At 74.6% G+C, this 24,516-nt stretch carries 18 protein-coding genes and 2 riboswitches; of the genes, 3 read left to right on the forward strand and 15 right to left on the reverse strand.

Annotated elements, in window-relative coordinates; translation table 11 throughout:
- The 4 genes from ACTMS2_RS28635 to ACTMS2_RS28650 form a co-directional block, all read right to left on the reverse strand.
- Positions 1-134: serine dehydratase beta chain (locus tag ACTMS2_RS28635; RefSeq protein ID WP_441174049.1), on the reverse strand; the 134-nt coding region annotated here is incomplete at its 3' end.
- A gap of 37 nt (positions 135-171) precedes the next feature.
- Positions 172-1,107 (reverse strand): proline dehydrogenase family protein, encoded by a 936-nt coding sequence (locus ACTMS2_RS28640; RefSeq protein WP_441178165.1) that lies wholly within the window; start codon positions 1,105-1,107, stop codon positions 172-174.
- A gap of 103 nt (positions 1,108-1,210) precedes the next feature.
- On the reverse strand, positions 1,211-1,618 hold the full coding sequence (gene gcvH, locus ACTMS2_RS28645; protein ID WP_441178166.1) for a glycine cleavage system protein GcvH: 408 nt from the start codon (positions 1,616-1,618) through the stop codon (positions 1,211-1,213).
- Positions 1,619-1,650: 32 nt separating this feature from the next.
- Positions 1,651-1,896 carry a hypothetical protein gene (locus ACTMS2_RS28650; RefSeq protein WP_441178167.1) on the reverse strand — a complete coding sequence of 82 codons (246 nt, stop codon included), beginning with the start codon at positions 1,894-1,896 and terminating at the stop codon, positions 1,651-1,653.
- Between the two features lie 52 nt (positions 1,897-1,948).
- Positions 1,949-2,029: riboswitch (glycine riboswitch) on the reverse strand.
- A gap of 5 nt (positions 2,030-2,034) precedes the next feature.
- Positions 2,035-2,127, reverse strand: a riboswitch (glycine riboswitch).
- 254 nt (positions 2,128-2,381) lie between these two features.
- Between ACTMS2_RS28650 and ACTMS2_RS28655 the strand changes: the two genes are divergently transcribed.
- Positions 2,382-4,931, forward strand: coding sequence for a collagenase (locus ACTMS2_RS28655; protein WP_441178168.1), 2,550 nt, complete (start codon positions 2,382-2,384; stop codon positions 4,929-4,931).
- A gap of 120 nt (positions 4,932-5,051) precedes the next feature.
- On the opposite strand, the gene ACTMS2_RS28660 is transcribed toward ACTMS2_RS28655, so the two are convergent.
- The 9 genes from ACTMS2_RS28660 to ACTMS2_RS28700 form a co-directional block, all read right to left on the reverse strand.
- Complete coding sequence (locus tag ACTMS2_RS28660; protein ID WP_441178169.1) at positions 5,052-6,437, reverse strand: FAD-dependent oxidoreductase; 1,386 nt, start codon at positions 6,435-6,437, stop codon at positions 5,052-5,054.
- Positions 6,434-6,691, reverse strand: coding sequence for a (2Fe-2S)-binding protein (locus ACTMS2_RS28665; RefSeq protein WP_357663247.1), 258 nt, complete (start codon positions 6,689-6,691; stop codon positions 6,434-6,436). The genes ACTMS2_RS28660 and ACTMS2_RS28665 overlap by 4 nt, the downstream gene beginning before the upstream one ends.
- Positions 6,675-7,823: an NAD(P)/FAD-dependent oxidoreductase gene (locus ACTMS2_RS28670; protein WP_441178170.1), complete on the reverse strand. Its 1,149-nt coding sequence runs from the start codon at positions 7,821-7,823 to the stop codon at positions 6,675-6,677. The genes ACTMS2_RS28665 and ACTMS2_RS28670 overlap by 17 nt, the downstream gene beginning before the upstream one ends.
- Positions 7,820-9,169, reverse strand: a complete 1,350-nt coding sequence (locus tag ACTMS2_RS28675) for an aminopeptidase P family protein (RefSeq protein ID WP_441178186.1) — start codon at positions 9,167-9,169, stop codon at positions 7,820-7,822. Before ACTMS2_RS28675 ends, ACTMS2_RS28670 begins: the two co-directional genes overlap by 4 nt.
- Positions 9,170-9,268: 99 nt before the next feature.
- Positions 9,269-10,666 (reverse strand): aldehyde dehydrogenase family protein, encoded by a 1,398-nt coding sequence (locus ACTMS2_RS28680; RefSeq protein WP_250100301.1) that lies wholly within the window; start codon positions 10,664-10,666, stop codon positions 9,269-9,271.
- A gap of 5 nt (positions 10,667-10,671) precedes the next feature.
- Positions 10,672-11,673: a proline racemase family protein gene (locus ACTMS2_RS28685; RefSeq protein WP_441178171.1), complete on the reverse strand. Its 1,002-nt coding sequence runs from the start codon at positions 11,671-11,673 to the stop codon at positions 10,672-10,674.
- Positions 11,673-12,566 (reverse strand): dihydrodipicolinate synthase family protein, encoded by an 894-nt coding sequence (locus ACTMS2_RS28690; protein ID WP_441178172.1) that lies wholly within the window; start codon positions 12,564-12,566, stop codon positions 11,673-11,675. Before ACTMS2_RS28690 ends, ACTMS2_RS28685 begins: the two co-directional genes overlap by 1 nt.
- A gap of 157 nt (positions 12,567-12,723) precedes the next feature.
- Positions 12,724-13,464, reverse strand: a complete 741-nt coding sequence (locus tag ACTMS2_RS28695; protein WP_441178173.1) for a GntR family transcriptional regulator — start codon at positions 13,462-13,464, stop codon at positions 12,724-12,726.
- A gap of 94 nt (positions 13,465-13,558) precedes the next feature.
- On the reverse strand, positions 13,559-14,884 hold the full coding sequence (locus ACTMS2_RS28700) for a flavin monoamine oxidase family protein (protein ID WP_441178174.1): 1,326 nt from the start codon (positions 14,882-14,884) through the stop codon (positions 13,559-13,561).
- Positions 14,885-15,050: 166 nt separating this feature from the next.
- Here ACTMS2_RS28700 and ACTMS2_RS28705 point away from each other — a divergent pair, with 166 nt between their 5' ends.
- Positions 15,051-15,605 (forward strand): SRPBCC family protein, encoded by a 555-nt coding sequence (locus ACTMS2_RS28705; RefSeq protein WP_441178175.1) that lies wholly within the window; start codon positions 15,051-15,053, stop codon positions 15,603-15,605.
- A 233-nt stretch (positions 15,606-15,838) separates the two neighbouring features.
- On the opposite strand, the gene ACTMS2_RS28710 is transcribed toward ACTMS2_RS28705, so the two are convergent.
- On the reverse strand, positions 15,839-17,062 hold the full coding sequence (locus ACTMS2_RS28710) for a multidrug effflux MFS transporter (RefSeq protein WP_441178187.1): 1,224 nt from the start codon (positions 17,060-17,062) through the stop codon (positions 15,839-15,841).
- A 493-nt stretch (positions 17,063-17,555) separates the two neighbouring features.
- Between ACTMS2_RS28710 and ACTMS2_RS28715 the strand changes: the two genes are divergently transcribed.
- Positions 17,556-23,009, forward strand: coding sequence for an ATP-binding protein (locus ACTMS2_RS28715; RefSeq protein WP_441178176.1), 5,454 nt, complete (start codon positions 17,556-17,558; stop codon positions 23,007-23,009).
- A 142-nt stretch (positions 23,010-23,151) separates the two neighbouring features.
- On the opposite strand, the gene ACTMS2_RS28720 is transcribed toward ACTMS2_RS28715, so the two are convergent.
- Positions 23,152-24,516: an outer membrane protein assembly factor BamB family protein gene (locus tag ACTMS2_RS28720; RefSeq protein ID WP_441178177.1), complete on the reverse strand. Its 1,365-nt coding sequence runs from the start codon at positions 24,514-24,516 to the stop codon at positions 23,152-23,154.

A 24,516-nucleotide genomic window follows, 5' to 3' on the forward strand; every position in this document is an offset into this window, starting at 1 on the left:
ACCCGAGCCGTCCCGGCCAACAACCCGTCGGCCTTCAACCCCGCAACGAACGTACGGGCCGCCCGCATCGGCCCCACCGTGTGGGAACTGGACGGCCCGATACCGACACTGAACAGATCGAACACACTGATCATGGCTGCACTTCCTGTCGCGTCGGCCGCACCCGGCGGCTCAGTTGGCGGAACCGGGCGTGAACGAGCGGGCCAGCAGCAGCAGGTTCGCGGGCTTCTCGGCGAGTCGCCGCATGAAGTACGCGTACCAGTCGCGGCCGTACGGCAGGTAGACCCGCATCCGGTTCCCGCCCGACGCCAGTCGCAGTTGCTCGTTCTCGCGGATGCCGTACAGCATCTGGAACTCGAAGTCCTCGACGCTGCGCCCGCCCACCCGCGCCAGGTGCAAGGTGTGCTCGATGAGCTTCGGGTCGTGGGTGGCGACCATCGGATACCCCTGCCCCTCCATGAGGATGCGCAGGCACCGCCGGAACTCGTCGTCGACCTGGTGTTTCCTGACGTACGCCACCGAGGCGGGCTCGGCGTAGGCGCCCTTCACCAGGCGCACCCGGCTGCCCGCGTGGGCGAGCCGCCGGCAGTCGGCCGCCGTACGCCGCAGGCACGCCTGGAGGGCGACGCCGACCCACGGGAACTCCGCCCGCAGCTCGCCGAGCAGGGCGAGGGTCGCGTCCACGGTCGTGTGGTCCTCCATGTCGATGGTGACGCCGGACCCGACGGCCGCGGCGGCGGCGCAGACGTCGCGCGTGAGCCGCAGGGCGTGCCCGTACCCGTCACCCGGCAGCGACCCACCGAGCGCCGAGACCTTCAGTGAGACCTCGGCGGTCGCGGCCAGGTCCGCGGCGTGCAATGACCACAGCAGCGCGACGTACGTGTCGCGGGTGGCCTCGGCCTGCGCGAGCGCCGTGGTCCCCTCGCCGAGGAGGTCGATCGTGACCTGGAGGCCCACCCCGGCGAGCTGGCGGGCCACCGCGACCACCTCACGATCCTCCTCGCCCGCGACGAACCGGCGGACGATTCCCCGGGTCAGGGACGACCGCGAGACCAGTGCGCGCATGCGCTCGTTCTCCGCGGCCAGGAGCAGGAGCTTGTTCGGCATGGAACGCCTTTCCGGAGGGCCGGGTCGCGACGCCGTCGCCGGACGGCGGCGAGCGGGTTGGTGCCGCCGGGGTGCGGTGCGCGCACGCGTCCCCGGCGGACGTTCACGGGTGGGCCGTGGGGCCCGCAGCCGCCGCGTCGGCGTCGGCCAGGTAGGCGCGGTACTCGTCGGCCGTCATCAGCGCCGGCGCGTCGGTCAGGCGCACCCGCACCAGCCAGCCCGCCCCGTACGGGTCCGTGCCGATCAGGTCCGGGTCGGCGACGACCGCGTCGTTGGTGGCGACGATCTCGCCGCTCACCGGCAGGTACAGCTCGGCCACCGACTTGGTGGACTCCACCTCGCCGCAGACCTCGCCCGCGCTCAGGTGGGTGCCCGGTTCGGGCAGCTCGGCGTGGATGACGTCGCCGAGGGCGGCGGCGGCGAACGCGGTGATGCCCACGGCGGCCGGTTCGGTCGTGTCGTCGAGCCACTCGTGGTTCCTGCTGTAGCGCAGACGCGCGGGAACGTCCATGGTGCTCACTCCTGGGGATGAATCGGTGCGCGTCAGCGCGGGCGGCGGTAGAGCGGCGGCGGAGTGCCGCGTACCGCGTCGGCGGGGCTGAGGGCGCCGGACGCAACCGACCCGGACCGACCTCCAGCGAAGAGGCCGGCGCGTTCGCGTACCGCGCGGTGCCCGGCGGTCTCGCTGCCGTGGCGCAGCGGCGCGGACCAGCCGGTGAACCGGGCGCCGAGTTCGGCGCGCACGGCGTGCAGGGGTGAGCGGAGCAGGGGTGTCGGACTGTGCTGCACGGAGGCCTCCCTCGTCCCGACGCGGTCGCGTCGTACGGTCGGTTGCCTCCCGCTCTGTCATCGACCTGAGAGCTTCACCGCCGGTTGGCGGCTTGCACCGTGGGTGAGACGACGGATCGTCTGCTTTCCAGAGTTCGCCTCACCCGAGCGGTAACGGGGCCTGAGAGTTTCTTGGGAGTTTGCTCCTTCGGCGCCCCGACGGACGGTCGGGATCTCTCCCGCGCGGGTTCGAACGGCGTCTATGTAGTTGTGGGTCGCCCGCAGACCCTAGGCGACCGGCCGAGCGGGTGTCAACGGCTGCGGACGGTCGCCGAACCGTCACTCATATCGACCACCAGCGATTCTTTACACGATGTGTGATGTGTGCCATTGTACTGGCCACCCGCAGCGCGAGTCCCGCTTGATCGACGGACGTCAGCGCGCAGCCACCTCACACCACCACCCGCCGGCCGCCCGGCCGGACCACGAACGCCAGGAGGCGACCCGTGAGAACTTCGAGACCACGACACCGGCGCGGCTGGCCCGCCGTCCCGCTGGCACTGGCACTGGCCCTGGGGCTGGGGCTGGCCCCGATGGCCTCCGCCGGCACCGCGAACGCGGCACCGCCGCCCAGGCCGACCGGCGCCGCCCCGACCGACGCCGGCACCGGCTCCGGCGCCGCCGACGCCCACGTCCGGCGGTCGCCGCTGCCGGTCAACGAACGAGCCCCGCTCCCCTCGTCCCGGGAGGAGCTGCGCCGCGACTACGACCGGCCCGACGCCGCCCGAAGCCGCGTCGCCCCGTCGATGCGCGCCTCGGCCGCCGCGCCATGCGCGGTCAGCGACTTCACCAGCCGGACCGGCAGCGCCCTGGTGCAGCAGATCAAGGCGTCCACGACCGACTGCGTGAACACCCTGTTCAGCCTCTCCGGCAGCGACGCCGCCCAGGCCTTCCGCGAGGCGCAGATGACCAGCGTGGCGTACGGGCTGCGGGACGACGCCGCCGCCTACGACGGCACCAACCGCACGGGCACCGCCCAGCTCGTGCTGTACCTGCGGGCCGGCTACTACGTGCGGTGGAACCATCCCGCCACGGTGGGCTCCTACGGCCCCGGCCTGCGCACCGCCATCCGCGCCGGGCTGGACACGTTCTTCGCCAACAGCCGCTCCGGAAACGTCAGCGACGCCAACGGCGAGGTGCTGGCCGAGGCGGTCACCCTCATCGACAGCGCGGAGGAGAACGCCCGCTACCTGTACGTGGTGAAGCGGCTGCTGACCAGCTACAACAGCTCGTACGACTCGTCGTGGTGGATGCTCAACGCCGTCAACAACGTCTACACGGTGCTGTTCCGCGGCCACCAGGTGCCCGAGTTCGTCAGCACGGTCAGCGCCGACCCGAGCGTCCTGGACACCCTGTACACCTTCGCCTCCGGCAAGCGGGCCCTGCTCGGCACCGACCGCGGCTACCTCGTCTCCAACGCCGGCCGCGAACTGGGCCGTTTCCTCCAGCACACCGCCCTACGGTCGAAGACGCGACCCCTGGCCCGGGGCCTGCTCGACCTGAGCGCGATCACCGGCCCCACCGCCGCCCTCTGGGTCGGCGTCGCCGAGATGACCGACCACTACGACAAGGCCGAGTGCGCCTACTACGGCACCTGCGACCTCCAGCGGCGGCTCGCGGCCGAGGTCCTGCCGATCACCTACACCTGCGGCAACACCATCCGCATCCGCGCCCAGCAGATGACCTCCACCCAACTCGACTGGGCATGCACGAGCATGCGCAACCAGGACGCCTACTTCCACTCAATCGCGGCGGACACGGGCCCGGTCGCCAACGACCGCAACACGACCATCGAGGTCGTGGTCTACGACTCCAGCACCGACTACCAGACGTACGGCGGGCCGATGTTCGGCATCGACACGAACAACGGCGGCATGTACCTCGAAGGCGACCCGGCGGCCGCCGGCAACCAGGCGCGCTTCATCGCGTACGAGGCGGAGTGGCTGCGGCCCACCTTCGAGATCTGGAACCTCAACCACGAGTACACCCACTACCTCGACGGTCGCTTCAACATGTACGGCGACTTCACCGCCAACATCGCCACCCCCACCATCTGGTGGATCGAGGGCTTCGCCGAGTACGTGTCGTACTCGTACCGGGAACTGACCTACGGCGCCGCCATCACCGAGGCCGGGAAGAAGACCTACTCCCTGCGTACGCTCTTCGACACCACGTACAACCACGACACCAACCGCGTCTACCGGTGGGGCTACCTGGCGGTGCGCTACATGCTCCAGTCGCACCGCGGTGACGTCACCACGCTGCTCGGGCACTACCGCACGGGCAACTGGAACGCCGCCCGCACGCTGCTGACCGGCACCATCGGCAGCCGCTACGACACCGACTGGTACGCCTGGCTGGGCGCCTGCGCGGCCGGCAACTGCGGCGGCACCAACCCGCCCGGAAACCAGGCCCCGGTCGCGGCGTTCACGTCCACCACCAGCGGACTCAACGCCACCTTCACCGACCGGTCCACCGACGCCGACGGCAGCATCGCCGCCCGCTCCTGGACCTTCGGCGACGGCACCACCTCGACGGCGACCAACCCCACCAAGACCTACCGCGCCGCCGGCACGTACGCGGTCACCCTCACCGTCACCGACGACAAGGGCGCCACCGCCCGGACCTCCCGCGACGTCACGGTCACCGGCGATCCCGCCGCGCTGCCCGAGTGCACCGGCGGCGACGTGCGGACGCTGGGCCGCAACTGCCAGCGGAGCAACCTCCAGGCCACCACCGGAAACCTCTCCTACCTCTACCTCCAGGTGCCCGCCGGCACCGCCCGCCTGACGATCACCTCGTCCGGTGGCACCGGCGACGCGGACCTGTACTACAGCCCCAGCGGCTGGGCCACCACGAGCGCGTACACCCACCGGTCGGTCACCAGCGGCAACGGCGAGACGATCACGATCGACAATCCGGCCCCCGGCTACCACTACGTCAGCCTGCACGCCAGGCAGGCGTTCAGCGGGGTCACCGTGAAGTCGGAGTACTGACGACCCGCGCCACGTCCGGCAGTGGTGGCCGCCCGCGCGTAGCGCTGGCGGCCACCACCGGCTGGCGGCCGGCGCGCCCGCGTGGCCTTGCGGATCGGCGGCGGCCCGGGCCCGCAGCGCTCAGTCGTCGGCGGCGAGTTCGCCGAGCGTGACCGGCTGCGCCAGCGGACGGGACGCGTACCCGGCCAGGTCGGCCACGCCCGGCGCCCGGCCCACCTCCCGGGCCACCAGGCAGGCCGTGGCGTAGCCGCAGACCCGACCCTGGCACCAGCCCATGCCGGCCCTGGTCAGCAGCTTCGCGCCCCGGGCGTCGGTGGCGGACAGCTCCCGCACCGCCCGCCGGACCGCCGCGACGGGCACCTCCTCGCACCGGCAGACGAGCGTGTCGTCGGCGCACCAGTCCGGCCAGGCGGCCGGCACGGGGTGGACCGCGTGCAGCGCCGCCGCGAACCGGCGCAGCCGGCGCCGGGCCCGCAACAGCCGGTCGAGCCGGCGGGCCGGGAAGGGCGGCGGACGGCCGAGGGAGAGCGCGGCGGCGCCCCCGGCGAGCTGCCCCTCCACCAGCGCCAGGCCGGCACCGCCGACGCCGGTGACCTCACCGGCCGCGTACACCCCCGGCACCGAGGTCGCCTGAGCCGCGTCGGCGGCCAGCACCAGGCTGCCGTCGCGGTCCAGCCGGGTCGCGCAGCCCAGGGCCACGGCCAGCTCCAGCTGCGGGGTGAACCCGAAGCCCACCGCGAGGCCGTCGCACTCCACCCGGGTGCCGGTGCCGGGCAGCACGGTGCCGCCGGGACCGAGCCGGGCGACGGTCACCCCGGTCACATGGTCGGTGCCGTGCGCGGCCACCACCGCCGTCCGGCGGTGGTAGGGCACGGCGTGCCGCAGCATCCGCCAGCCGTACCGGCCGGCCTCGGCGAGCTTGCCCGCCGCGCCGACGACCGCGCGCGGGTGGCGGGCGTACCCCGCCGGGTCGTTCGCCTCGTAGACGCCGACGACGGTGCCGCCCGCCGCGGCCAGGCCGGTCGCGACCGGCAGCAGGAACGGTCCCGTCCCCGCCACCACGATCCGCCGCGCGAAGGTCACCCCCTGGCCCTTGAGCATGGCCTGGGCGCCGCCGGCGGTGACCACGCCGGGCAGGTCCCAGCCCGGGAACGGCGCGACCCGGTCGTGGGCGCCGGTCGCGACGACCAGCCGGCGCCCGCGCACCACCCCCGCACGGGTGTGCACGGCGAACTGCGGGTCGGCGCGGCCCGCCGGGGACTCCACGAACCAGACGGCGGCGTCGGCCCGGTACGCGACCCGGCCGAGCTGCCCGCGCAGCCGGGCGAACGTCGACCAGTCGGGGTGCTCGCCGCCGTCGGTGTCGGCGCGGTGCCGCCAGAACTGCCCGCCCGGGCGTGACCCGGCGTCGAGCAGCGCCACCCGGCAGCCGGCCCGCGCCGCCGAGGCCGCCGCGGCCAGCCCGGCCGGCCCGGCGCCGACCACCACCACGTCGTACGCGGTCACGGCCGCGGCCCGCCGTCGTCGTGGGTCTCGACCACGTCCCCCGGACGGGCGACGACCAGGCAGGCGCGCTGGGACGGCGTCCCGTTGACGCGTACCAGGCAGTCGAAGCAGATCCCGATCCCGCAGAAGATCCCCCGGGGCCGGTCGCCGACCCGGGTGCGCCGCCACGAGCGGATGCCGGCGGCGAGCAGTGCGGCGGCGATCGTCCGCCGCCCGTCGGTGGGGACGGGGCGGCCGTCAAAGGTGAACGTCATGGCGCTCCGGGGCGAATGGTCGTAGGTCCATGTCCGGGCGGCGCCCGGTCAGCAGTGCCGCGACGGCGTGCCCGGTGGCCGGGGCGAGACCGATCCCGGCGCCCTCGTGGCCGGCGGCGTGGTAGAGGCCCGGCACCCGGGGATCGGCGCCGATCATCGGCAGGTGGTCGGGGCTGTAGGGCCGGAACCCCCGGTAGGCGCGGATCGCCGACACCCGGCCGAGGACCGGGAAGAGCCGGACCGCGCCCGCCGCCAGCCGGCGCAGCGCCGGCAGCGGGATCGTCGGGTCGAACCCCACCCGTTCCCGGGTGGAGCCGATCAGGATCGTGCCCGCCCTGGTGCCCTCCACCACAGGCGAGACCTCCAGGTCGCCGGAGCTGCGGCCGACGTTGGCGACGTAGCCGGCCGCGTACACCTTGTGCCGCACCAGCGGCGGCAGCGCCTCGGTGACGAGGATGAAGCCGCGCCGGGGCAGGATCGGCAGCTCGACCCCGGCCAGGGCGGCGACCTCGCCGGCCCAGACGCCGGCGGCGTTGACCACCGTCGCGGTGTGCAGCGTGCCCCGGTCGGTCACCACGGCCCGGACCGCTCCGGTGGCGTCGCGGCGCACCCCGACGACCCTGGTCCCGGTCAGCAGCCGCACCCCGGCGGCACGCAGCAGGTGGGCGGCGGCCAGCATCGGCTGCACCTGCATGTCCTGCGGATAGTGCACGCCGCCGGCGAGGTCCCGGGCCAGGTGCGGCTCGAACCCGGGCAACGCCTCGGCAGCCACCTCGTACGCCTCGACCCCGACGGCGCGCTGGCTCGCGGCGAACGCCCGCAACGCGGCGTGTTCGGCCGGCGAGGCGGCCACCACCAGCCCGCCCTTGTGTTCCAGCTCGATGTGTTCCCCGCCGAGACTCTCTCCGAGTTCCCGCCACAGGGCGACGGAGTGCCGGGCCAGCGCCAGCTCCGGCCCGGGCGGCTTGTCGGAGACGAGGATGTTGCCCTCGCCGGCGCCGGTGGTGCCGGCGGCCACCCCGCCCCGGTCGACCACAGTCACGGCCAGTCCGGCGCGGGCGGCGTAGTAGGCGCAGGCGACGCCGACCATGCCCGCCCCGATGACGACGACGTCCGGGCTGGCGGCGGTCATGAGGCGACGCGGTGCATCCACGCCTCGACGTCGTCCGCGTGACGGGGCAGGTCGGCGGAGAGCATGCGGTAGCCGTCGTCGGTGATCAGCACGTCCTCCTCGATGCGCATGCCCAGCCCGCGCAGCTCGGCGGGGATCAGTTCGTCGTCCGGCTGGAAGTAGAGTCCCGGCTCCACGGTCAGCACGTGACCGGCCGCGAGGCGGCCGTCCAGGTAGGTCTCGGAGCGGGCGGCGGCGCAGTCGTGCACGTCCAGGCCGAGCATGTGGCCCGAGCCGCAGAGGGTCCACCGGCGGTGCAGGCCGCAGTCCTGCGCCAACGACCGCTCCGGCGTGCAGGGCAGCACCCCGAGATCTGCCAGCCCGTGCACCAGCACGGTCATCGCGGCCTCGTGGAAGGCCCGGAAGTGCGCCCCCGGCCGCAGGCACTCCAGCGCGGCGTCGTTGGCCCGCCGGCACAGCTCGTACAGGTCGCGCTGCAACGGGCTGAACCGGCCGGAGACCGGCAGGACCCGGGTGATGTCGGCGGTGTACAGCGACCGGGTCTCCGCCCCGGCGTCGAGCAGCAGCAGGTCGCCGTCGCGGACCGGCCCGTCGTTGTCGTTCCAGTGCAGGGTCGCCGCGTGCGCGCCGGCGGCCACGATGGACTGGTAGCCGACGTCGTTGCCCTCCAGCCGGGCGCGCTGCCAGAACACCCCCTCCAGGTACCGCTCGGACGTCCGCATCGCCATCGGCAGCGCCCGCACCACGTCCTCGAAGCCGCGGGTCGTGGTGGCCACCGCCTGCTCCAGCTGGGCGATCTCCCAGGGATCCTTCACCAGGCGCAGCTCGGCCAGCACGGCGGCGAACTCGGCGTCGCCGGCGGTGGCCCCGCCGCCGAGCAGCGCGTCGACACCTGCGTCGACGCCGCGCAGCACCCGCGTCGGCGTGTGCGCCCCGGCCAACGCCGGCGCCAGCTCGGCGACGTGGCGGGTCGGCAGGGCCAGCCGGCGGCTGCTCTCGCCTAGGGTGGGACGCCGGCCGGCCCACAGCTCGCCGTAGACCCGGTCCCGGAAGAACTCGCCGTCCTTGCGTCCCGAGCGGGGACGCAGGAACAGCGTGGCGTCCCCGTCGGGTTCGACCACCAGGACGCCGTCGGAGGACTGGTCGCCGGTCAACCAGGTGTACGCCGAGTGGGGCCGGAAGCGGTAGTTCTGGTCGTTGGAGCGCTGCTGGTAGCCACCGGCCGGGACCACCAGGCGCTGGCCGGCGAACAGCTCGTGCAGCCGCGCGCGCCGCCTCGCGGCCCAGCCGGCGACCTCGTCGACCGGCAGGTCGTACTGCTCGGTGTCCGCCCAGCCGGACAGCATGAACTCCTCGAGCGCGGGGCTGACGGGCAGGTCGTGGCTGCCGGTACGCAGGTCGCGGGTCACAGCGGCTCCTTGACGTGGAGGGGTCGGTGGCGTGGGTCAGTGGGGTCGCGGCGGCGCCGCGAAGGTGACGGTGCGGACCGAGGTGTAGAAGTGCAGGGCGGCGGTGCCCTGTTCGCGCGGGCCGTAGCTGGAGGCCTTCTCGCCGCCGAACGGGGCGTGGAAGTCCACCCCGGTCGTCGGCGCGTTGACCCGGATCAGGCCGGTGTCGATCCGCCGGGCGGCGTCGAGCAGCGCGCCGACGTCGTGGCCGTGCACCGAGGTGACGAGCCCGTACCGCACGTCGTTGACCAGGTCGACGGCGCCGGCCAGGTCCGGCACGGACAGGATCGCCGCCAGCGGCCCGAAGGTCTCCTCCCGGGCCACGGGGTGTGCCGGGTCGAGCCCGTCGATCAGCACCGGCGCGACGTAGTAGCCGTCGTCGGCGGCGGTCGGGCCGCCCGTACCGCCGGTGAGCAGCCGCGCCCCGCTGGCCCGCGCGGCCCCGGCGGCGTCGAGGACCCGCTCACGCGCCGCCGCGTCGATCACCGGGCCGGCGACCACGCTCGCCTCGGCCGGATCGCCGAACCGCAGCGACGTCACGGCGGCCACCAGCGCCTCGGTGAACTCCCGGGCGTCGCCCACCACGACGATCCGCCGGGTCGCGGTGCACTTCTGTCCGGCGTACCCCATCGCGGCGTTGGCCAGCAGCGCGGCGGTCTGCCCGAGGTCCGCGTCGGGCAGCACGACGGCCGCGTTCTGGCCGCCCATCTCCGCCTGGACCGGCAGTCCGGCGCGGGCGGCCGCGACCGCGACCTGCGCGCCGACCGCCGCGGACCCGGTGAACGAGACGACGTCGCTCGCCTCGACGACCGCCTGGCCCGTCGCCGGTCCGCCCGGCACGACGTGCAGCAGCCCGCTCGGCAGCAGCCCCTCGAAGAGCCCGGCCACGGCCTCGCCGCAGGCGAGCGCTTCCGGGGAGGGCTTGAGCAGCACGGCGTTGCCGGTGGCGAGCGCCGGCGCGGCCTTCCACAGCGGGATGGCCAGCGGGAAGTTCCACGGCGTGACCAGCCCGGCGACGCCGCGCGGGCGGCGTTCGGTGAAGAGCAGGCCGGGCTGGTGCGCCGGCAGCGAGGGCGCCAGCACGTCACCGGTCGCGGCGTAGCAGGCCTGTGCGTAGTAGTCCAGGATGGCCGCCCCGCGGTCGACCTCGGCGCGGGCCTCCCCCGCCGGCTTGCCGACCTCGCGGACGATGAGGTCGGCGACCGCGTCGGCCCGCTCGCGCAGCCGGTCCGCCGCCGCGCGCAGGGCCGAGGCGCGGCCGGCGGGCCCTTCCCGGCACCAGCCGGCCTGTGCGGTACGCGAGCGCGCGGCCAGTGCGCGCACCTCGTCGGGGGACACCGCGGCGCGCTCGGCGACCACGTCGCCGGGGCACTGCGGAGAACGGCTCCGGATCATTTCGGTCACCACAGGAATCCTGCCGGGAAGGGGTCGTCGGGATCGAGGAAGTACTGGGCGGTGCCGGTCAGCCAGGCCCGCCCGGTGACCGTCGGCACCACCGCCGGGCGGCCCGCGACGGTGGTCGTGTCGACCAGCCGTCCGACGAACCGGGTGCCGAGCAGGGACTCGTTGACGAAGTCGCGGTCGAGCGGCAGCAGGCCCCGGGCGTGCAGCTGCGCCATCCGCGCCGACGTGCCCGTACCGCAGGGTGACCGGTCGAACCAGCCCGGGTGGATCACCATGGCGTGCCGGGAGTGGCGGGCGTCCGAGCCCTCGCCGGCCAGGTAGACGTGGTGGCAGCCGGAGATCTCCGGCTGCTCGGGATGCACGGGCCGGTCGGTGGCGTCGACCGCCGCCATGATGGCCAGTCCGGCCTCCAGCAGCCGCTGCTTGTGGGCCCGGTCGAGGGTCAGGCCCAACTCGGCGAGGTCCACCACCGCGTAGAAGTTCCCGCCGTAGGCCAGGTCGTAGCGGACCCGGCCCAGTCCGGGGACGTCGACCACGGCGTCCAGCGCCGCGACGAAGGACGGTACGTTGCGGATCGTGACGGCGGTGGCGCGGCCGTCGGCCACCGCGACCGACGCCACCACCAGTCCGGCGGGGGTGTCCAGGCGTACGGTGGTCACCGGCTCGGTGACCTCGACCATCCCGGTCTCGACGAGCACGGTCGCCACGCCGATGGTGCCGTGCCCGCACATCGGCAGGCAGCCGGACACCTCGATGTAGATCACGCCGAAGTCGGCGTCCGGCCGGGTCGGCGGTTGCAGGATCGCCCCCGACATCGCCGAGTGGCCCCGGGGCTCGCACATCAGGAAGGTGCGCAGGTGGTCGAGGTGGGTCATCAGGTGTTCGCGGCGCTGCGCCATGGTGGCGCCGGGGATCACCGGCACCCCGCCGGTCACCACCCGGGTGGGCATCCCCTCCGTGTGCGAGTCGACCACGTGGATGACGCGGTTGGTACGCATCAGCGGTGACCCGCCGCGAGCAGCCGCTCGGTGGTCCTGCGGATCTCGGCGGCGACGGCCGGGGGCAGGGGCTGGCGCGGCTGGCGGGTGGGGCCGCCCGGCCGGCCGGCCACGTCCATGGAGAGCTTGATCGCCTGGACGAACTCCGAGCGGGAGTCCCAGCGCAGCAGCGGGTGCAGCGTCCGGTACAGCGGCACGGCGGTCGCCGGGTCCCCGGCGACGGCAGCCTCGTAGAGGCGGGCGCAACTGTCCGGGATGGCGTTCTGGTAGCCGCCGATCCAGCCGACCGCCCCGGCCATCAGCAGTTCGAGGGCCACGTCGTCGGCGCCGGCCAGCAGGTCGAGGCCGGGCGCGAGCTCGGCGATCTCGTACGCGCGGCGGACGTCGCCGCTGAACTCCTTGACCGCGACCACGAGCCCCTCCTCGAAGAGCCGGCGCAGCAGGGCAGGGGTGATGTCGACGCGGGTGTCGAGCGGGTTGTTGTAGGCCACGATCGGCAGGCCGGCCCTGGCCACCTCGCGGTAGTGGGCCAGCACGGCCGCCTCGTCGGCGCGGTACGCGGTGGGCGGCAGCAGCATCACGGCCTGGCAGCCCGCCTCGGCCGCCTGCTCCGCCCAGCGCCGCGCCTCGTCCGCGCCGTACGCCGACACGCCGGGAACCACCGAGAAGCCGGCGGGGGCCGCCTGCACCGCGGTGCGCACGACGGCCTCGCGCTCCTCGGCGCTGAGCACCTGGTACTCCCCCAGCGAGCCGTTCGGGACGACCCCGCGGCAGCCGTTGTCGGCGAGCCACCGGACGTGCGCCGCGTAGGCGTCGAGGTCGACGCTCAGGTCACGGGGGTCGAACGGCAGGGCGGCGGCCGCCAGGACGCCCCGCCACGGAATCTGTTCCACGCCACCTCCAGTAAAATGTTACATGGCACCGTAGCACGGTCGTCGGGACGTCCACCAGATCCGAACGGTGTTCCTCTCCCCGGCACCGACGACCGCACCCGCGACCGTGGTCGGCGCGCCGGCCGGCCGCGTGCCGGACCGGCGCGAGGCGCCCCGGCTAGCGCTCGGGCCGGTCGGCCCAGATGCCGCGCACGTGCCGCAGGTGACCGCGCATCAGGTTCACGACCCCGTCCCGGTCCCCCGCCGCGAACAGGTCCATGAGCTGGACGTGCTCGTCCGCCGAGTCGACCAGCCGGCCGTCCCTGACCAGCGCGTCGAGCCCGTACAGGCGGGTGCGGTTACGCAGGTCGGCGACCGTCTCCACCAGCCGCAGGTTGCCGCCCGCGCGCAGCAGGGTCAGGTGGAACTCGCTGTCCGCCTCGATGTACGCCACCACGTCGCCCCGGCTCGCCGCCTTGACGATGGCCTGCGCGAGCACCCGCAGCTCGCGCAGCTGCTCCGCCGAGAGCCGGCCCACCTGGTCGGCCACCACCGGGATCTCCAGCAGCTCCCGGATCTGGGTGATCTCGTCGAGTTCCCGCTCCGACAGGGACCTGATCCGGAAGCCCTTGTTCTTGACGATCGTGATCAGGCCCTCCTTGGCCAGATCGAGGATCGCCTCGCGCACGGGGGTCGGGGAGACCCCGAACTGCGTCGCCAGCGTGGGCGCCGAGTAGATGGTGCCGGGCCTGATCTGACCCGCCACGATCGCGGCGCGCAGCGCGTGCGCCACCTCCTCGCGCAGGCTCTGCCGCCCCGCGATGGCCGCCAGCGCCAGTACCGGCCCGGCGGCATCGGCGCCGCCCGCCTGCCAGTCGGCTGTCACCACCACGTCACCCCGCTCAGCCCGCGCCGTCACCCGTGGACCGGTCGTCCGACGCCACGGCCCGCCCGAGCTTACCGGTCGGCCCGGTGCCCGCCGCCATCGTCGCCCTGCGCCGGGTCGCCGGTGCTCAGCGGCCCGCGCCCGCCAGGATCTCGGCGGCCGCCCGCTCGCCGGCCTCGATCGCCCCGTCCAGGTAGCCGGCCCACCGGGTGGCGGTCTCCGTGCCGGCCCAGTGCACCCGCCCCACCGGCCGGCGCAGCTCCGGCCCGTACCCGCACCAGGAGCCGGGGGTCGGCGCCCCGCAGAAGCAGCCCCGCGTCCACTCGTCGGCCGACCAGTCGTACTCGACGAACTCCTCGGGCCGCCGGGCCGCCGGACCGACGACGGCGGCCAGGGCGTCCAGCAGGCCCGCCCTGCGCTCCCCCGGCGACATCCGCCGCAGCGCGTTCGCCTCCGGCCCGTAGCTGAACGCGGTCAGCACCCCGCGCGCGGAGTCCGGGGTGCCGTTGTCCACCGTCTCGGTGACCGGCCCGGCGAGGCAGACGGCGACACCGGAGCGGCCGTCCGCGCGCCAGAACGGCTCCGGGTAGACCGCGTGGACCTTGAACGCCGAGCCCATCGGCATCCGCTGGGTGAGCGCGTCGCGCAGGGCCGGCAGGGGCGGGTCGTACCGGATGCGCCCGGCCAGCGTCGGCGCCACGGCGACCACCACCGCGTCCGCCTCGACGCGGTCGGTGTCGGTGTGCACGACCACGCCGGCGTGGTCCTGCGCGATCGCCCGCACCGCAGCGCCCAGCCGCACGGCGTCCGGGCCGAGGGCGGCGGCCAGCGCCTCGGCCAGCACCGGCGGCCCGCCGACGACGCGGTCCTGCTGCGCGCCGCCGGCCATCGCGAGCAGCGCCCGGCTGCCGCCGCCGGAGCGCAGGTAGAACGCCATCTGGAGCAGGGAGATCTCGTCCGGCCCGGCGGCCAGCAGGCCGCCGGCGAGCAGCCGGCCGAGATAGCGGGCGGTCGCCGGGTCCGGCGCGGCCGTGCGCAGCCAGCCGGCCAGCGTCGTACGGTCCCACTCGGCGGCCTGCGCCGCCGCCCACGGCGCGGCCGGGTCGACCCGCTCGGCGTACGCGTCGAGCAGGTCGAGGACCCTGCCGGCGGCCTCAGGCGCCCCGGCGTGCCGGCCGTCGGGGAACAGCACGGTCGACGGGCCGTACGCGGCGGACGCGAAGGTGCCGATCCCGTACCGGGCGAGGAGCCCGTTGACCCGCTCCTGGGTCGGGCCGACCCACTGGGCCCCCAGATCGAGCTGGGTGCCGTCGGCCAGCCACCGGGTGAGCACCCGCCCGCCCACCCGGTCCCGCGCCTCCAGCACCCGCGTGCGTACGCCGGCGCGGGCGAGCGTGAGCGCGGCGGCCAGCCCGGAGAAACCGGCGCCGACCACGACGACCTCGGTTGCCATGCGACGGCATACCCGTTCGCGTCGCCGCCATGACCCGGCCGCCGGCCGGCGTCAACGCAGGTGGCGCCCGGCGGGGCAGCGCGATCGGCCCGCAGGGGCCATCCTTGTCCGGTGCGGCTGCCGCCCGCCTTGCGACGGCGGGGTGCGGCCGGAGCGTCGGAGCACCGTGAAGGACACGAAGGAGGATGCCGTGCGCTACGTCGACGGCCCGGCGGTCGAATGCGACCTCCACCTGGCAGCCGATCCCGCCCGGGTGTGGGAGCTGGTCACGGACATCGAACTGCCCGCGCGGTTCAGTTCGGAGCTGCTGCGGGTGAGCTGGTTGGATGACGCCCGGGGGCCGGCCCTCGGAGCCCGGTTCGAGGGGCACAACCAGCATCCCGCGCTGGGCGAGTGGCGCACCATCTCGCACGTCGTGCAGTTCGACCAGCCGCGGGTCTTCGGCTGGGTGGTCACCGACCCGGACAACCGTTTCGGCGGTGGCCCCGCCGACCTCACGCGCCCGGGGGCCACCTGGCAGTACCGCCTCACCCCTGAGGGCGACGGGTGCCGGCTGTCGCACTCGGTGCGCATCGGCCCCACCCGCACCGGGCTGAGCCTGGTCATCGACCAGGCCCCGGAGCACGAGGAGGAGATCATCGAACGCCGGCTGGCCGCCCTGCGCGAAGCCATGACCGGCACCCTCGAGGGCATCCGGGGGCTCGCCGAGCAGCCCCGCTGACCCGTCGCGTGGCCATCGCCGGCGTGAGCCTCGGCGCCGGGCCACGCTTCGACGGTGGACGGCCCGCCGAGTCAGGCGCGGCAGGGGCCGGCGCCAACGGTGGGCGGCCCGCCGAGCCGGACGCGGCGGGCCGTGTCACTCGGCGGCGCCGGCCGCTGACCGGTGCACCCGGCGGCCACGGCCGGCCGCGTGCTCCGGGAGCGACGCGTGGCGCCGCCGCGGCGTGCAGGCCCTCAGTGCGCCGCCAGGACCCCCGCCTCCGGTTCGAGGCCGGCGAGGCGGGCCGGGCGCACCACGAGGAGCAGGACCGCCGTCGCCGCCAGCATGCCGCCCGCGACGACGACGGCCATGGCGACCGCGCCGGTGCCGAGCACGCCCACCAGGGGCGCGGCCAGCGCGCCGACGCCGAACTGCACGGCGCCGAGCAGGGCGGAGGCCGTGCCGGCCGCCTCGCCGTGGCGGGACAGGGCCAGGGCCGGCGCGTTCGGCATCGCGAGGCCCGCCGCCGCGAGCACCACCCACAGCGACACGAGCAGGCTGGGCAGCCCGCCGATCCCGGTCACGGCGAAGGCCAGCAGCGCCAGGCCGGCCACGCTCCCCGCGCCCAGGGCGACGACCAGGATCCGCTGCGGCGAGTGCCGGCGCAGCAGCCGTACGTTGAACTGGGTGGCCGCGATCAGCCCGACGGCACCGGCTCCGAAGGCCAGCCCGAACTGCTGCTCGTTGAGGCCGTACTGCTGTTGCAGGACGAACGACGACCCGGCCACGTACGCGAACAGCGCCGCCATGGCCAGCCCGGCGACCAGGACCAGGCCCACGAACGTACGGTCGCGCAGCAGCGCGCCGTACACGGACAGCGTCGCGACGGCCCCGCCGCGCCGGCGGCGCTCGGCCGGCAGCGTCTCGCGCAGGCCCAGCGCGGCGACCACGACGAGCACCACGCCGAAGGCGGCCAGGGCGATGAACACGCCGCGCCAGTCCGTCCAGCGCAGCAGGCCGCCCCCGAGGGTCGGGGCGAGGATCGGCGCCGCCCCCATGACCAGCAGCAGCCGCGACAGCAGCTTGGCGAAGGCCGCGCCGTCGAACAGGTCGCGGACCACGGCCATGGCGACCACCGAGGCGGCGGCGACGCCGAGGCCCTGCACCACCCGCAGGCCACCGAGGACGGCGACGCTCGGTGCGACGGCGCAGAGCAGTGACGCCACGACGTACAGCGCGACGCCGGCGATCAGCGGCGCGCGCCGGCCGACGGCGTCGGACAGCGGGCCGATCAGCAACTGGCCGATGGCGAGGCCCGCCAGGGTGCCGGTGAGGGTCAGTTGGACCGCCGCCGACGTGGTCTGGAAGTCGGCGACGATGGCCGGCAGCGCCGGCAGGTACATGTCGATGGTCAGCGGGCCCACCGCGGTCAGCGACCCGAGGACGAGGACGAGCCGCAGGCGTTGCCGGGGGCTCATCAGCTCGCCCGGCGTCGGCCGGGCCGCCGGAGCCTCGCCGGTGTCGACGGCGGCGGTCAACGGATCGTCTCCGGCCGGTCGTCGCGCGGCCGGCCCGTCAGCGGTGTAGGAGTCACACCTGGCTGCAAATCCGGATCCGATGATCTCATTCCCGTCCGGCGGCGAGGTAACGCAGTTCACAGCCCGCCCGACCACGGTGCGACACGGCGCGGTGACCGACCCCAGTGCCGCGTCGACCCCCGTCGCGGCGGTAGGGGTTCCGGGGACGCCCGCCGGCCCGGCGTCCCAGCAAATGGAAGATCCCGCCACGCATCAGGAAGAAGCTCCGACCCCAGGCAGCGTTTCCGCTGGTCAGGCACGTGCTATCGCGCCACGCGCGAAGGGAGGCGGACCCCTGGGGTTCTGATCCCGGGATGCAAGGGTGGACACTGCCGAAGATGCCGCGGCGTGGCGGCATGGCACATCATGGGTTTCTACAGGAGGGCTTGGTCGAGTGTTCAAACGTGTCGCCATCGTCAACCGCGGTGAGGCCGCCATGCGGCTCATCCACGCCGTACGGGACATCGCCGCGGAGACCGGGACACGGATCGAGACCGTAGCCCTGCACACCGACGTCGACCGTACGGCCACCTTCGTCCGCGAGGCGGACCTGTCCTACGACCTCGGTCCCGCGTCCGCGCGCCCGTACCTCGACCTGAAGGTGCTGGAGCGCGCGCTGGTCGAGACCGGGGCCGACGCCGCGTGGGTCGGCTGGGGCTTCGTCGCCGAGGACCCGGCGTTCGCGGAGCTGTGCGAGAAGGTCGGTGTCACCTTCGTCGGGCCGAGCCCGGAGGCCATGCGCAAGCTCGGCGACAAGATCGGCGCGAAGCTGATCGCCGAGGAGGTCGGCGTGCCGGTCGCGCCGTGGAGCCGCGGCGCGGTCGAGACCCTCGACGCCGCCCTGGCGGCGGCCGCCGAGATCGGCTACCCGCTGATGCTCAAGGCGACCGCCGGCGGCGGCGGGCGCGGCATCCGCGTCATCACCAGCGAGGCGGAGCTCGCCGACGCCTACGAGCGCACCAGCCAGGAGGCCGCCCGGGCGTTCGGCAGCGGCGTCGTCTTCCTGGAGCGCCTGGTCACCGGCGCCCGCCACGTCGAGGTCCAGGTGATCGCCGACGGCCAGGGCACCGCGTGGGCGCTCGGCGTCCGCGACTGCTCCGTGCAGCGGCGCAACCAGAAGGTCATCGAGGAGTCGGCGTCGCCGGTGCTCGGTCCTGAGCAGACGGCCGAGCTGAAGGCGTCGGCCGAGCGGCTGGCCGTCGCGGTCGCCTACCGGGGCGCGGCGACCGTGGAGTTCCTCTACCACCCCGGCGACCGGCTGTTCGCGTTCCTGGAGGTCAACACCCGCCTCCAGGTCGAGCACCCGATCACCGAGTCCACCACCGGCTTCGACCTGGTCAAGGCGCAGCTGCACGTGGCCTCGGGCGGGCGGCTCGAAGGCGGCCCGCCGGTGGAGCGCGGGCACGCCATCGAGGCCCGGCTCAACGCCGAGGACCCCGACCGCGACTTCGCGCCCTCCCCCGGCCGCATCGCGCGCCTCGACCTGCCGGCCGGCCCGGGCATCCGCGTGGACACCGGCGTCAGCGAGGGCGACACCATCCCCGCCGACTTCGACTCGATGATCGCGAAGATCATCGCGTACGGCCGCGACCGCGACGAGGCGCTCGGCCGGCTGCGCCGCGCGATGGCGCAGACCACGGTGATCATCGAGGGTGGCGCGACGAACAAGAGCTTCGTGCTCGACCTGCTCGACCAGCCGGAGGTGATCGACGCCAGCGCGGACACCGGCTGGATCGACCGCGTCCGGGGCGAGGGCAGGCTCGTCACGCACCGGCACTCCGCCGTCGCGCTGGCGGCGGCCGCCATCGAGGCGTACGAGGAGGAGGAACGCGTCGAGCGTCAGCGGCTGCTGTCGACGGCGTTCGGCGGGCGCCCGCAGGTGCAGCACGAGAGCGGCCGGCCGCTGGACCTCAAGCTCCGCGGCGCCGGCTACCGCGTACGCGTCGCGCGGGTCGGCGCGCACCGCTTCCGCGTCGGCATCGAGGCCGGTGGCGCCGTGCGCACCGCCGACGTCGAGCTGGACCGCTTCGACCGGCACTCCGGGCAGATCGTCGTCAACGGCGCCCGTTACCGCCTGCTCATCGGCACCCACGGGCCGATCCACCTGGTCGAGGTGGACGGCGTGGCGCACCGGGTCAGCCGCGACGAGGGCGGCGTGCTGCGCTCGCCGATGCCGGCGCTGGTCGTCGCGACGCCGCTGCTGGTCGGGGCCGAGGTCGAGGCGGGCGCGCCCGTGCTGGTGCTGGAGAGCATGAAGATGGAGACGGTGCTGCGCGCGCCGTTCCGGGCGCGGCTGCGGGAGTGCGTCGTGTCGGTGGGCACCCAGGTCGAGGCGGGCGCGCCGCTGCTGCGGCTGGAGCCGCTCGGCGACGACGCCGAGGCCGCGGAGACCTCGACCGAGTCCGTCGAGCTGGACCTGCCCGTCGCCGCCGAGGCGGTCCCGGCGCGTGAGCGCGCCACGCGCGGGCAGGAGGACCTGCGCAGCCTGCTGCTGGGCTTCGACGTCGACCCGCACGACGAGCGCCGGCTGCTCGACGACTACCTCGCCGCGCGCCAGGGCGCCACCGAGGCGGGTCACCGGCCGCTGGCCGAGGAGCTCGACCTCATCGAGGTGTTCGCCGACCTCACCGAGCTGAGCCGCAACCGGCCGACGGGCGAGGACGGCGGCGGCCACGTGCCCAGCGCCCGCGAGTACTTCCACACCTACCTGCAGTACCTCGACGTCGAGCGGGCCGGCCTGCCGGAGACCTTCCAGGCCAAGCTCGCCAAGGCCCTCGGGCACTACGGCGTCACCGAGCTGGAGCGCTCCCCCGAGCTGGAAGCCGCCGTCTTCCGGATCTTCCTCGCCCTGCAACGCGCGTCCGCCGACGCCACGGTCGTCGCGACCCTGCTGCGCGCCTGGCTGCGGGAGCCGCCGCCGGACGAGTCGCTGCGCGAGCCCGCCGGCCTCGCGCTGGAGCGGCTGGTGGCCGCGACGCAGGTGCGCTTCCCGGTGGTCTCCGACCTCGCGCGCGGCGTCGTGTTCGCCTGGTTCGCCCAGCCGCTGCTGCGCCGCAACCGCGCCCGCGTCTACGCCGACGTCCGCCGGCACCTGCGCCACCTGGACGCGCACCCCGACGCGCCGGACCGGGCGGAGCGCATCGCCGAGATGGTGCGCTCCACCGAGCCGCTGGTGCGGCTGCTCGGCCAGCGGCTCGTCCGCGACCACCTGGACAACGCGGTCATGCTGGAGGTGCTGACCCGGCGCTACTACGGCAACAAGGGCCTCACCGGCGTACGCACCAGCAAGGTCGAGGGCTGCACGTTCGTGGTGGCCGAGCGGGCCGACTCGTGCGTGGTCTCCTCGGCCGTGCGCTTCGAGGCGCTGGGCAGCGCGCTGCGCGGACTCACGGAGCTGGCGAGCGGCCACGACGCCATCGACGTCGACATCTACCTGGCGTGGGAGGGGCAGCCGGAGGACTTCGACGCGATGGCCGCGGCGCTGCACGAGGTCGTCAACGCGCACCCGCTGCCGAACCAGGTCCGCCGGCTCACCACCACCGTCGCGGGTCGCAGCGGCGCGGTGATGCACCACCACTTCACCTTCCGCCCGTCGACCATGGGGATGAGCGAGGAGCGGCTGATCCGCGGCCTGCACCCGTACATCGCGCAGCGCATGCAGATGGAGCGGCTGAGCAGGTTCGACCTCACCCGGCTGCCGTCGTCGGACGAGGAGGTCTACCTCTACCAGTGCGTCGCGCGGGAGAACCCGTCGGACGACCGCCTCGTCGCGTTCGCGCAGGTACGCGACCTGGCCGAGCTGCGCGAGCACGACGGCCGGCTGGTGGCGCTGCCGACGGCCGAGGACGTGCTCGCCACCTGTCTCGACTCGATCCGCCGCGCGCAGTCGCGGCGCCCGTCGCGCAAGCGCTTCAGCACCAACCGGATCGTCGTCTACGTCTGGCCGCCGAGCGACCTCACCCGCGCCGAGCTGAAGATGATCGCCCAGCGCGTGCTGCCGACGACCGCGGGCGCCGGGCTGGAGGAGATCCTGTTCATCGCGCGGCAGCGCGACGCCAGGACCGGCGAGCTGACGAAGATCGCCGTACGCATCGCGTTCGACGCCACCGGCGGCACGAAGCTGACGGTCGGCGAGCCGTCGGAGGAGCCGGTCGAGCCGCTCGACGACTACCGGCAGAAGGTGCTGCGCGCGAGCAGCCGCAACGCGGTGTACCCGTACGAGCTGACCGACCTGCTCGGCACCTTCGTCGAGCACGACCTCGACGAGAACCACGCGCTGGTGCCGGTCGACCGGCCGAAGGGGCGCAACAGCGCGGCGATCGTCGCCGGTGTGGTGAGCACCCCGACCCGCCGGCACCCGCAGGGCGTCACCCGGGTCGTGCTGCTCGGCGACCCGACGAAGGCGCTCGGCGCGCTGTCGGAGCCGGAGTGCCGCCGCGTGATCGCCGCGCTGGACCTGGCCGAGCGGATGCAGGTGCCGCTGGAGTGGTACGCGCTGTCCGCGGGCGCCCGGATCTCCATGGAGTCGGGCACCGAGAACATGGACTGGGTGGCCGCGGCGCTCAAGCGGATCGTCGAGTTCACCCAGGACGGCGGCGAGATCAACATCGTGGTCGCGGGCATCACCGTCGGCGCGCAGCCGTACTGGAACGCCGAGGCGACGATGCTCATGCACACCAAGGGCATCCTGGTGATGACGCCGGACTCGGCGATGGTGCTCACCGGCAAGCAGTCGCTCGACTTCTCCGGCGGGGTGTCGGCCGAGGACAACTTCGGCATCGGCGGCTACGACCGGGTGATGGGCCCGAACGGGCAGGCGCAGTACTGGGCGCCGAACCTGGCCGCCGCGCGCGACGTGCTGATGGCCCACTACCAGCACACGTACGTCGTGCCCGGCGAGCAGCGGCCACGGCGGGCACGCACGAGCGACCCCGTCGACCGTGACATCTCCGACTTCCCGCACATCGTGGCGGGCAGCGACTTCACCACCGTCGGCGAGATCTTCTCCGCCGGGGCCAACCCGGACCGCAAGAAGCCGTTCGACATCCGGACCGTGATGCGGGCGCTGTCCGACCAGGACCGCCCGGTGCTGGAACGGTGGGCGGGCATGGCCGACGCGGAGACCGTGGCGGTGCAGGACGTACACCTCGGCGGCATGCCGGTGTGCCTCATCGGCATCGAGTCGCGGGCGGTGCCGCGGCGCGGCTTCCCGCCCACCGACGGCCCGGACACCTACACCGCGGGCACCCTGTTCCCGCGCTCGTCGAAGAAGGCCGCGCGGGCGATCAACGCGGCCAGCGGCAACCGGCCGCTGGTGGTGCTGGCGAACCTGTCCGGCTTCGACGGCTCGCCGGAGTCGATGCGCAACCTGCAACTGGAGTACGGCGCGGAGATCGGCCGGGCCATCGTCAACTTCCGCGGGCCCATCGTGTTCTGCGTGATCTCCCGCTACCACGGGGGCGCGTTCGTGGTCTTCTCCAAGGCGCTGAACCCGAACATGACCGTGCTCGCCCTGGAGGGCTCGTTCGCCTCGGTGCTCGGCGGCGCCCCCGCCGCCGCGGTGGTGTTCTCCGGCGACGTCAACGCCCGTACCGCCGCCGACCCGCGCGTGCGGGAGCTGGAGGCCCGCGTCGCGGCCGCCTCCGGCACCGACCGCGCGGCGCTGACGGCGGAGCTCGACGAGCTGCGCTCCTCGGTACGCGTGGAGAAGCTGGGCGAGGTGGCCGCCGAGTTCGACCGGGTGCACAACATCCAGCGCGCGGTCGAGGTCGGTTCCGTCGACGCCGTCATCCGCGCGGCGGAGCTGCGCCCGCGCGTCATCGAGGCCATCGAGGCCCGCCTGCGCTGAGGGCGGCGTGCCGCAGCGACGGCATCCGTTGGTGGTCCCCGGCCCGGGCGGGCCGGGGACTATCGCCTCCGCGTCGCGCGGGCGGCGCTGCTCGGCCAGCCGGGAGCGGCAGCCGGCCGACCGCCGCTCCCGGTGGACCGGTTCAGAAGGCGTACAGGTCCAGGGCGATCCCGTCCGGTCCCCCGGAGTGGCTGACCGCCACCCAGTCGTCCCCGGCGCCGGCGAGCCAACCGGGATACCGGCCCAGCTGGCGGCCGGTCGACACGTCGTGGACGAGCACGACCGGCCGCTGCTCGACCGCGCCGCTGACCGCCACGAGGCGTCGGGTCACGCTCGACCGCCAGCTCGCCGAGGTGCCAGCCAACCCCGGATCCGGCGCGCTCCACCGCGTCGCGCCGGTGGCCGCGTCGAGCAGGGCCAGCTCGCCGCCGTCGGCGGTGCGCCGCACCAGCACCGACCGGTCGTCCCCGTCGACCGGTACGCCGGGGGTGGCGGCCTCCCACTGCGTCTTTCCGGTCCGCAGGTCCACCGCCTGGGGCCGGCCGGCGGCGGTGACCGCGACGAGCCGGGTACCGGCCCCGATCATGGTCAGGCCGCTGCGGTCGTGCGCCAGCCGCTTGACACACTCGCCGTCCTCGCGACGCCCGCTGAAGACCTCGCCGGACCAGCCTCCGGCACCGGTGGCCGCGTCGACGGTGGCGATGTCGACCGTGCACCGCCGGTCGCCGCGGGGCGGATCGTGGTCGGTGGTCACCAGCAGGCCACCGGCGACGAAGCCGTGCCAGGCGCGGCTCGGCAACCGACCGGCACCGGCCTTGCCGGTGGCGGCCGCGACGGTGGTGTAGGTGCGCCCGTCCAGCCGCACCGCCACGTACCGCCCTGTGGGCGCGGCGTGCGGCGCGCGGACGCCGATCGCCTCGTCGGTCACCCGGGCGAACCGGTCGGCGGGCAGCTTCCACAGTTGACGACCGTCGCGCACGTCCCGGGCGACGACCACACACGTCGCGGACCGTCCGGTGCCGACGCACGCGCGGTGGTAGACGTTCTGCTGCTGGACGACGACGTCCTGGGTGTCCTCCGTCCGCCAGCGGGTGGCGCCGGTGGCCGCGTCGAGCACCTCCAGCGGCCCACCGTTGTTGGCGCTGACGACGATCAGGTCGCCCGCGACCGCGTACCGGTAGCTCACCGGGAACGGGTGACGCCACCGGTCCTGCCCCGTGGAGCGGTCCACCGCGCGCAGCTCCCGCCCGTCGGGCACGACGACGACCTGGCCGAGCTGCGTCAGCGGCTGGTCGACCCGCCCGGCCGTCACCGACCAGACCGGCGGCCGGCCCTCCTGTTCCGCTTGTCCCTCTCTTCCGCGCAGGCTCTCCTGGGTCACCTCGACGCGCGGCGCCGGCCGCTCGGGCGGCTCCGCCCGGGGGCCGGTGCAGGCGGCGAGCCCGACGAGCAGACCCAGGGCCGCCCCTGCCAGGCTCCAACGGGGTGGGCGGTACGACGGCGCCAA

The sequence above is a fragment of the Micromonospora sp. SD12 genome, assembly GCF_052068495.1.
GTDB classification, from domain to species: domain Bacteria; phylum Actinomycetota; class Actinomycetes; order Mycobacteriales; family Micromonosporaceae; genus Micromonospora; species Micromonospora echinofusca.